Origin of the sequence: Streptomyces sp. NPDC001513 (genome assembly GCF_042894695.1) — a bacterium.
Classification (GTDB): Bacteria; Actinomycetota; Actinomycetes; order Streptomycetales; family Streptomycetaceae; genus Streptomyces.
In genome coordinates, this window is the sequence record NZ_JBIAVU010000028.1 from 24,448 (window position 1) to 31,338 (window position 6,891).

The 6,891-nt window shown below is 74.0% G+C and carries 7 protein-coding genes; 3 read left to right on the top strand and 4 right to left on the bottom strand.

What is annotated here, in order from left to right; translation table 11 throughout:
- Nucleotides 1-36 precede the first annotated feature (36 nt).
- On the top strand, nucleotides 37-1,371 hold the full coding sequence (locus ACFYZ4_RS39485) for an aminotransferase class I/II-fold pyridoxal phosphate-dependent enzyme (RefSeq protein WP_390786285.1): 1,335 nt from the start codon (nucleotides 37-39) through the stop codon (nucleotides 1,369-1,371).
- A 106-nt stretch (nucleotides 1,372-1,477) separates the two neighbouring features.
- Here ACFYZ4_RS39485 and ACFYZ4_RS39490 read toward each other — a convergent pair whose 3' ends face one another.
- Nucleotides 1,478-2,449 carry a DMT family transporter gene (locus ACFYZ4_RS39490; RefSeq protein WP_390786286.1) on the bottom strand — a complete coding sequence of 324 codons (972 nt, stop codon included), beginning with the start codon at nucleotides 2,447-2,449 and terminating at the stop codon, nucleotides 1,478-1,480.
- Between the two features lie 74 nt (nucleotides 2,450-2,523).
- On the opposite strand from ACFYZ4_RS39490, the gene ACFYZ4_RS39495 reads away from it, so the two are divergent.
- Nucleotides 2,524-3,426: a LysR family transcriptional regulator gene (locus ACFYZ4_RS39495; protein WP_351304487.1), complete on the top strand. Its 903-nt coding sequence runs from the start codon at nucleotides 2,524-2,526 to the stop codon at nucleotides 3,424-3,426.
- 37 nt (nucleotides 3,427-3,463) lie between these two features.
- On the opposite strand, the gene ACFYZ4_RS39500 is transcribed toward ACFYZ4_RS39495, so the two are convergent.
- Nucleotides 3,464-3,937, bottom strand: a complete 474-nt coding sequence (locus ACFYZ4_RS39500; protein WP_351304484.1) for a pyridoxamine 5'-phosphate oxidase family protein — start codon at nucleotides 3,935-3,937, stop codon at nucleotides 3,464-3,466.
- Between the two features lie 76 nt (nucleotides 3,938-4,013).
- Here ACFYZ4_RS39500 and ACFYZ4_RS39505 point away from each other — a divergent pair, with 76 nt between their 5' ends.
- Complete coding sequence (locus tag ACFYZ4_RS39505; RefSeq protein WP_351304481.1) at nucleotides 4,014-4,628, top strand: cysteine hydrolase; 615 nt, start codon at nucleotides 4,014-4,016, stop codon at nucleotides 4,626-4,628.
- Between the two features lie 80 nt (nucleotides 4,629-4,708).
- Here ACFYZ4_RS39505 and ACFYZ4_RS39510 read toward each other — a convergent pair whose 3' ends face one another.
- Nucleotides 4,709-5,668 (bottom strand): hypothetical protein, encoded by a 960-nt coding sequence (locus ACFYZ4_RS39510; RefSeq protein WP_390786287.1) that lies wholly within the window; start codon nucleotides 5,666-5,668, stop codon nucleotides 4,709-4,711.
- A gap of 125 nt (nucleotides 5,669-5,793) precedes the next feature.
- A complete protein-coding gene (locus ACFYZ4_RS39515; RefSeq protein WP_351304476.1) occupies nucleotides 5,794-6,690 on the bottom strand; it encodes a helix-turn-helix transcriptional regulator in 897 nt (298 codons plus the stop codon).
- Nucleotides 6,691-6,891: the final 201 nt, after the last annotated feature.

Consider the following 6,891-nt stretch of genomic DNA (forward strand, 5'->3'; position numbering starts at 1 on the left):
ATGCCTACTCCATTGCACTAGTGCATACTTGGGTTTGTGCTAGTAGAGTATCGGATCACAGGGCGCGGCACAGCGGATATCGCGGCCAGCGTCGAGGCGGGCGTGGCATCGGGCGCGCTGCCGCCCGGATCGCTGTTGCCCCCGATGCGGGAGCTGGCGGGCGAACTGGGCGTCAACCCCAACACCGTGGCGGCCGCCTACAGGACACTGCGCGAGCGCGGGGTCATCGAAACCGACGGGCGGCGCGGAAGCCGGGTGCGGCCGCGCCCCTCCACCACCCCGCGGGACGCGCTGCGGATGGTGGTGCCGGCGGGCGTGCGCGACATCGCGGAGGGCAATCCGGACGTGTCGCTGCTCCCCTCCCTGGACGGGGCGCTGGCGGCGGCGGCCCGGCGGTACGCGCAGGCCCCGTCCCTCTACGGCGCGGACCCGGTCTCGCCGGACCTGGCCCGGCTCGCCCGGGCGGACTTCGACGCGGACGCCGTGCCGCCCGGCCCGGTGGCGGTGACCTCGGGCGCGCTGGACGCGATGGAACGGGTGCTGGTCGCCCACCTGAGGCCGGGGGACGCGGTGGCGGTCGAGGACCCGGGCTGGGGCGGCTCGCTCGACCTGGTCCCGGCACTGGGCCTGCGGGTGCTGCCGGTGGCCGTGGACGACGACGGGCCGCGGACCGACGCGGTGGCCCGGGCGCTCGCCGCCGGGGCCCGGGCGCTGGTGGTGACCTCGCGGGCGCAGAACCCGACCGGTGCCGCGGTGAGCGCGGAGCGGGCGGCGGAGCTGCGGGAGGTGCTGGCGCGCCACCCCGGGGTGCTGCTGATCGAGGACGATCATGGCCACGGGATCGTCGACCTGCCACTGCACCCGCTGAGCGGGGTCACCGGGCACTGGGCGCTGATCCGGTCCACGGCGAAGGCCTACGGGCCCGACCTGCGGCTCGCCGTGCTGACGGGCGACGCGGTGACCCTGGACCGCGTACGGGGGCGCCAGCGGCTGGGCCCGGGCTGGGTGAGCCGGCTGCTCCAGCACGCGGTGGTGGAGCTCTGGACCTCGAACGCCGTGGACCGGGCCGCCGTGGCCCGCGCGTACGGGGAGCGGCGGAACGCCCTGGTCGAGGCCCTGAGGGAGCGGGGGGTGCGGGCGCACGGGCGGAGCGGGCTGAACGTGTGGGTGCCGGTGGCCGACGAGACGGTGGTGGTCACGAGGCTGCTCGCCGCGGGATGGGCGGTGGCCGCCGGGGCGATCTTCCGGGTCGAGGCGGCACCGGGCGTGCGGCTGACGGTGTCGCAGCTGGGGGTCTCGGAGGTGGCGGGCCTGGCGGACGCCGTGGCCGCGGCGGTCCGGACGGGGGTCGCGGGCGGGCGGAACGACTGACCGCACGGGCCGGCCCCGGCCCGTCGCCCGGACACCGCCCGGGTCGCCGCCTCCAGTCCTGCCGACAGGACTGGAGGCGGCGGTCACGCCCGGACATCGGCACTGGTCAGACGGGCTTCCGTGACCCGGGGCGGGTCTGGCTGAGGGCGGCTCCCGCCAGCACGATCGCGGCGCCGACCGGGGTGTTCCAGTGCAGCTGCTCGCCGAGGACCAGGACGCCCGCCGCGGTGGCGATGACCGGGATGAAGTAGGTGACCATCTGGGCGGTGGTCGGGCCGACCTCCGTCACCAGGCCGTACTGCATCTGCAGGGCCATGCCCGTGCCGAGGGCGCCCAGGGCGATCACCGAGAGGGTCGGCCAGAGCGGGAACGAGCTCGGGGCGGTGGTGAAGAGGGCGCTGACCAGCGAGAGCTGGAGGGTGGAGACCATGAGCTGGCCGCCGGTCAGGGCCACCGGGGAGCCCGGGGTGCCGGCCAGCGTGCGGCGGACGTAGATCCAGCCGATGGGGTAGCAGAGGGCGGCCAGCAGGGCGAGCGCGGTGCCCTTGGCGTCGACGCCGGAGAAGCCCTGCCAGGCGCCGAGGACGATGAGGACACCCAGGAAGCCCAGGCCCAGGCCCGCGAAGCGGCGGCGCGTGGGGCGGTCCTCGGACAGGGCGACCATCGACAGCGCCATGCCCCACAGCGGGGAGGTCGCGTTGCAGATGCCGGCCAGGGTGGAGGGGATGCTCAGCTCCGCGTACGCGAACAGGGAGAACGGTGCGGTGTTGAGCAGCAGCGCGGCCACGCCGAGGTGGCCCCAGGTGCGCAGCCCCCGGGGCAGCCTCTCGCGGCGGACCAGCAGGACGGCGAGGAGGGCGAGCGCGCCGAACAGGACCCGGCCCAGGGCCACCTGGAAGGGTGCGTACGCCTCCGTGCCCACCTTGATCAGGAGGAAGCTGAAGCCCCAGACGACCGAGAGGATCGCGAACCGGACGCGCCAGTCGAGGAGCCTGGTGCGCCAGCCGGCGGCGGTGGCGGCGGTCGTGGGGGCGGCGGTGGTGGTGAGGGTGGGCCGCGGGGCTGTCGGTGCGCTCATGTCCCTTACTGTGCTCGTGTCAACTTCGTAGGACAAGCGAGAGTTTCTCCAGTCGACGGCGTAGCATCTCTTACATGTTGAACCTGGAGCGCCTGCGCACCCTCGATGCCCTCGCCCGCCACGGCTCGGTCAGCGGCGCGGCCGACGGCCTCCACGTCACCACCTCCGCCGTGTCCCAGCAGATGGCCAAGCTGGAGCGCGAGGTCGGTCAGCCGCTGCTGGCCAGGAACGGGCGCGGGGTCCGGCTCACCGACGCCGGGCGGCTGCTCGCCGATCACGCGGCCCGGATCATCTCCCAGGTGGAGCTCGCCCAGGCCGATGTCGAGGCCCAGCGCGGGTGCGCCGTCGGCGAGTTGCGCATCGGCGCCTTCCCGACCGCCATGCGAGGGCTGCTGCCGCAGGCCCTGTCCGCGCTGCGCGCCGGGCACCCGGACGTGCGGGCGCGGGTGCGCGAGCAGGAGCCCGAGGAGAGCATGGCCGCCGTCGTGCGCGGGGACCTCGACCTGGCGCTGGCCATCGACTGGCACAACAAGCGGATGCCGGTGCCCGCCGAGCTCACCCGCACCCACCTGCTCGACGACTCCGTCGACATCGCGGTCCCGGCCGGTCACCCGCTCGCCGGCAAGAGCCGGATCTCGCTCGCCGACTTCGCCGACGACGACTGGATCTCCTGGAACGAGGGGCAGTTCTGCCACGAGTGGCTGGTCTTCACCCTGCGCGGTACGGGCGTCGAGCCGCGCATCGCCCACATCGCCGAGGAGCACCACACCCAGCTGGCCTTCGTGGAGGCCGGACTCGGCGTGTGCGTGGCGCCGAAGCTGGGCCGCGGCCCGGTGCCGCCGGGGGTGCGGCTGCTGCCGGTCTGCGACGCCGTACGCCGCCACGTGTACGCCGTCTGGCGCGCGGACGCCGACCGGAGGCCCTCGATCCGGGCCGCGGTCGACGCCCTGCGGCTGGCGGCCGCCGGACTCCAGTAGTCCGTCCTCCCGTCCGGCCCGCGGCCCGGACGGGGGGCTAGAGCTTGCGGAAGTCCCAGGAGACGATCGAGTCGGGGGTCAGGCGGATCCAGGCGTGCCGCCCGTCGTGCGGCATCTCCTCGATGCCGAAGTTCTTGACCGGGAAGATCCGCTCGGCCTCCGCCAGTTCGGGGCAGGGCTCGCCGGTGCGCGGGGCCTCGCCCACGAAGACGGCGCTGCCGGACAGCTCCACCCCGCGCAGCTCGTCGTAGGACTCGCCCGAGTCCACGACCACCGAGATCCGCGGGTCCTTGCGCAGGTCGGACCAGCGGCGGCTGCGCGTGATCGAGTACAGCCACAGCGAGCTGCCGTCCCAGGCGAACCACAGGGCGCCCACGTGCGGCCGTCCGTCGGGGGAGACCGTCGCGACCCGGCAGGTCTTCTGCTCGCGCAGGAAGGAGTCCACTTCCGCGTCGCTCATCATGATGCGCCGGCCCCGCCGCTGCGAGGTTCCGGTTCGTGACTCGTCCATCCGTCCTGCACCCCTTCACATCTGACTGTGTGTCAGGAATCATGAGGGCTCTTCCGTCGCCACGCCAGGGGGAGCCATGCCGGATCTCGATCCCGCCACCACCGCGCTGCTCACCGTCGAGTGCCAGAACGGTGTCGTGGGCGAGGAGAGCGCGCTGCCCGAGCTCGCCAAGGAAGCACGGGACTCCGGGATGCTGGAGCGGGTGGCCGCGCTGGTCGACGCCGCGCGCGGAGCCGGCGTACAGGTGCTGCACGCCGTCGCCGAGCGGCGGCCCGACGGGCTCGGGGCGAACACCAACGCCCGGCTGTTCCGGGCCGCGGAGAGGCTGCCCGTGCGCCAGCTGACCGGGAGCCGGGCCGTGGAGGTCGCCGCGCCCATCGCCGTCGCCGGGCAGGACCTGGTGGTCCGCCGGCTGCACGGACTCTCCCCGATGGCCGGCACCGACCTCGACGCCCTGCTGCGCAACCTCGGCATCCGCACCCTCGTCGTCACCGGGGTCTCCTCCAACATCGCCATCCCCAACACCGTCTTCGACGCCGTGAACCTCGGCTACCGGGTCGTGGTCCCCGCCGACGCCATCGCCGGGGTGCCCGCCTCCTGCACCGCCGAGGTGATCCGCAACTCCCTCGCCCTGGTGGCGTCCATCACCACGGCCGAAGAGCTCCTCAATCAGTGGGCTCCCGCCCCCTGACCCCCGTAACCTGGGCGGATGCTGTCCTCGAAGACGTTCTCGGGCCGGCGTGCGCCGACGGGCGCCGTGCTGAGCGGGGCTCAGCCGCCCAGGTGGGCGAGGATGAGGTTGGGGTCCTTCGCGGTGAGGTAGGCGGCGCTCATGACGTGGACGGTGTCGCCGCGCAGCGCGATGGAGGTCGGGCCCTGGAGGCCGTCGGCGGCCGTCAGGACGGTGGTGCAGGGGCCGTCGGGCTGGATCACGGCGACCTCGTTGACGGTGTTGAGGGCGGCGATGATCTGGTCGCCGCGGCCGGTGAAGGCGAAATCGTCGATCCCGGTCAGGCCGGTGGCGGTGACCTGGGCGGTGCCGGCGCGCCCGTCGGGGAGGACCGGGATGCGGACAATGGTGCCCTTGTCGAGGTTGGTGGCCCAGACCGCCCCGTTGCGGATCTTCAGGCCGTTGGCGCCGAGGAACCCGGCGGCTGCCAGCGCCGGGTCGGTGGACCAGGCGGTGGCGGCGCCGCCGGAGGCGGGTACGCGCCAGACGATGCCGAGGACGGAGTCGGTGACGCAGAGGGTGCGGGCGTCCAGGGCCAGGCCATTGGGGAGGCCGTTGGCGGGCAGTGCGGCGATGCGCTGCGGTCGGCCGCCCGGGCGCAGGCGCCATACGCCGGTCAGGTCCGTGGTGCCGGTGGCGTAGAGGAAGTACAGGGTGCCGTCGTGGGCACGGACGATGCCGGTGGTCAGCGGGAAGCCCAGGGCCGGGGTGCGGACGCCGCCGTCGGCGGGTTCGGGCAGGGTGGCCAGGATCCGTACGCCGCCACCGCGGGAGACCGCGGCGACCTGGCGGGCCTTGGCCAGGGTGACGTACGCGGTGCCGGCGGGGGCCAAGGCGATGTTTTCCGGCGTCTGGCCCTTGGCCAGGTCGAAATGCACGGCGGTACCCGCGCAGTCGAGCGGGGCGGAGGCGGCCGACGCCGGGGCCGGAGCGGCCATCGCGACCGCGGCGGCGGTCAGGACGGTGGCCGACACGGCGGGCTTCGAGAGCTTGGTGAACATGGGTTCCTTCGCTGTTTCCGGGCATGCGACAGCGACACGCCGACACATGAGGATGGTGGGTGGAGGGTTGCCCGGCCGGGATCAGCACGCACAGGTGCTGGGCGACCGGGGGGATGGTGTGGGGGTCAGCCGGCGCCGAGCGGGCTGTCCGAACGGGCCGGGGCGGCCCGGGTGCCGCTCTGGGTGAGGGCACGGGCGAGGAGATCCAGGGCGGCTCGCGAGGGAGAGCCCGCCGCGGTGGTGGCGACCACGAGGCTGGGGCTCGACCCCTGGCTCAGGGTCTGCTGCATGACGCTCAGCGGACCGACCAGCGGGTGCCGCATCTCGTACTCGTCGACTGCACAGGCCTTGACCCGATGGTCGGCCCACATGGACGCGAAGTCCTCGCTCTTCGCGCTCAGCTCGCCCAGCAGCGTGTGCAGTGCGGCGTCCTGTGGGTACTGGCCCGCCACCAGGCGCAGGTTCCCCACCACCGCCCTGGCCTTGCCCGGCCAGTCCGCGTACAGGTCGCGGGTGTGGGCGTCGAGGAACACCAGCCTGGCCATGTTGGGGCGCTGCGCCGGTACGTCCGGGGCGCTGGGGGCGAGGTGTCCGGCGAACAGCGCGTGGCCCAGCCGGTTCCACGCCAGGACGTCACTGCGCCGGCCGATGACGATCGCGGGGACGTCCCCGAGCGCGTCCAGCAGTTGGGCGGTCGAGTCCGTCACGCGCTTCGGCGCGGGGCGCCGCCGGCCGCGGGGCGTGGCCGACCGGGCCAGGTCGTGCAGGTGCCGGCGCTCGGACTCGTCCAGCCGCAGGGCCCGGGCGATCGCGTCCAGCACCTCCGGCGAGGCGCCCAGCGAGTGCCCCTGTTCCAGGCGGGTGTAGTACGAGGCGCTCACCCCCGCCAGCAGTGCCAGTTCCTCGCGGCGAAGCCCCGGCACCCGCCGGCGTTCCCCGTAGGTGGGCACCCCGGCCTCGTCGGGTCGTAGCCGGGAGCGCCGTGTCCGCAGGAAGTCCCCGAGCGGTGATGTCCCGTTCATGGCTCCGAGTATGGGTCGGCCCGCAGCGCGCAGCCTCTCCCTGCCGGGGATAGGTGCCTCCCGGCGACGGTGGTCTGGTGGATCTTCACCTCGCAATTGAAAGCGGACCCTGCGCGACGGCAAGGTGTACGGCCTGGGCCGCCACGCCACCCGGCAGTGGGCCTTCGACCCGGTCGCGGAGACGCGTACGGACCTTCCCGC

What these genes read in the sequence shown, in the direction of transcription:
- ACFYZ4_RS39490 (WP_390786286.1), bottom strand. Translation starts at nt 2,449, where the DNA reads ATGAGCGCACCGACAGCCCCGCGGCCCACCCTCACCACCACCGCCGCC.
- ACFYZ4_RS39495 (WP_351304487.1), top strand. Translation starts at nt 2,524, where the DNA reads ATGTTGAACCTGGAGCGCCTGCGCACCCTCGATGCCCTCGCCCGCCAC.
- ACFYZ4_RS39500 (WP_351304484.1), bottom strand. Translation starts at nt 3,937, where the DNA reads ATGGACGAGTCACGAACCGGAACCTCGCAGCGGCGGGGCCGGCGCATC.
- ACFYZ4_RS39505 (WP_351304481.1), top strand. Translation starts at nt 4,014, where the DNA reads ATGCCGGATCTCGATCCCGCCACCACCGCGCTGCTCACCGTCGAGTGC.
- ACFYZ4_RS39510 (WP_390786287.1), bottom strand. Translation starts at nt 5,668, where the DNA reads ATGTTCACCAAGCTCTCGAAGCCCGCCGTGTCGGCCACCGTCCTGACC.
- ACFYZ4_RS39515 (WP_351304476.1), bottom strand. Translation starts at nt 6,690, where the DNA reads ATGAACGGGACATCACCGCTCGGGGACTTCCTGCGGACACGGCGCTCC.